Origin of the sequence: Catellatospora sp. NPDC049609 (assembly GCF_040675365.1) — a bacterium.
Classification (GTDB): Bacteria; Actinomycetota; Actinomycetes; order Mycobacteriales; family Micromonosporaceae; genus Catellatospora.
In genome coordinates this window covers 1-1,306 of the sequence record NZ_JBFAOU010000472.1, presented here as the reverse complement: position 1 = coordinate 1,306, position 1,306 = coordinate 1, and the positions used below count along the sequence as shown (strand labels likewise).

General features: G+C 64.1%; 3 protein-coding genes. 1 reads left to right on the top strand and 2 read right to left on the bottom strand.

Features of this window, described 5'->3' with window-relative positions; translation table 11 throughout:
- Window positions 1–299: IS3 family transposase (locus AB0J67_RS41225; protein WP_363491286.1), on the top strand; the 299-nt coding region annotated here is incomplete at its 5' end.
- On the opposite strand, the gene AB0J67_RS41220 is transcribed toward AB0J67_RS41225, so the two are convergent.
- Window positions 244–579, bottom strand: coding sequence for an IS3 family transposase (locus tag AB0J67_RS41220; protein ID WP_363491284.1), 336 nt, complete (start codon window positions 577–579; stop codon window positions 244–246). The two genes, AB0J67_RS41225 and AB0J67_RS41220, sit on opposite strands and share 56 nt — an antisense overlap.
- Before the next feature lie 25 nt (window positions 580–604).
- Window positions 605–1,306 (bottom strand): transposase (locus AB0J67_RS41215; RefSeq protein WP_363491282.1); only part of this gene is annotated, 702 nt, incomplete at its 5' end.

Below are 1,306 nucleotides of genomic sequence, written 5' to 3'. Positions count from 1 at the left end.
CCTACTCGCCCGCGAAATCTGGGCACTGCTACGCCCGCTACGCAGCCACAACGGCATCGCGAGAGCCGCTACTTGACAGCTATAGGAGCGTCAACGGCATGATGGAGTCGTTCTGGGGCCGGATGCAGACCGAACTGCTCGACCGGCAGCGGTGGAAAACCCGCATCGAGCTGGCCAACGCAATCTTCGACTACCTGGAGATCTTCCACAACCGGCAGCGCCGACACAGCTCACTGAACATGCTCAGCCCCATCGAGTACGAACGTGTGAGTCCTTTGATGGCTCTGGCAGCCGCCTGAACCGACCAAAACGACTCCGTGAAACCCGGGGAACATCAGGGGGTTGGCAGGCTATGGCCTGCTCAAGGGTGGTGTTCGCTGGGTCGGGTGTATCGATGTTCTTTGCGTGCCATGCGGCTTCGTACTCGTCTGGGGACAGCCGGTCGAGGTCCTTGTGGATGCGTTCGGGGTTGTACCAGCCGTCGATGTAGGCGAAGATCGCGTTCTCGGCGTCGTCGCGTGTGCGCCATGAGCTCCGGTGTACGAGTTCGATCTTCAGTGTGGAGGAGAAGTTCTCCATGGGCGCGTTGACGCTCCTATAACTGTCAAGTAGCGGCTCCGGCGGTCCTGTTGTTGCTGCGTAGCGGGCGTAGCAGCGCCCAGATTTCGCGGGCGAGTAGGCGCTTGAGACAGCGGATGATCTCGGACTTGGTCTTGCCCTCGGCGGTGCGGCGCGCGACGTAGGCGCGGGTGGGCTGATGATGCTGCATGCGGACGATGACCGACCGGTAGAGAGCAGCGTTAGCCTGGCGGTGTCCGCCGCGGTTGAGCCGGTGGCGGTTGGTCAGGCCCGACGAGGCTGGTATCGGAGCGACGCCGCATAGACGTGCCCAGGCAGCTTCAGAACGCACGCGGTCGATGTTGTCGCCGGCGACGATGAGCAGTTCAGCGGCGGTGTCCGCGCCGACGCCGAACGCGGCGACCAGTTGCGGAACGAGCTCGCCGGTCAGCTTCGCCAGCAGTTTCTCGTGGCCCTTGATCTCGTCGTTGAGCTGCTGCCAGCGGCGGGCGATCGCGCGCAGCGTGTGCTTGGTCGCCGCGGCGACGGTCGTCACGCTGCCGGGGCGCAGGCTGGCGCACCGGTCGATCAGGGCCATCTTCGACAGCGGTTGCAGTTGCTCACGCAGCTCGGGAACCGCGGTGACGATGACGGCTTTGAGGGTGATCATCGCGGACGTGCGCGCCTTGACCGCGACATCCTTGGCGACCTTGATCTGCCGGATCATCTCGACCACGCCGTCGTTGGT

Coding starts and splice junctions, on each gene's coding strand:
- AB0J67_RS41220 (WP_363491284.1), bottom strand. CDS start 579: ATGGAGAACTTCTCCTCCACACTGAAGATCGAACTCGTACACCGGAGC.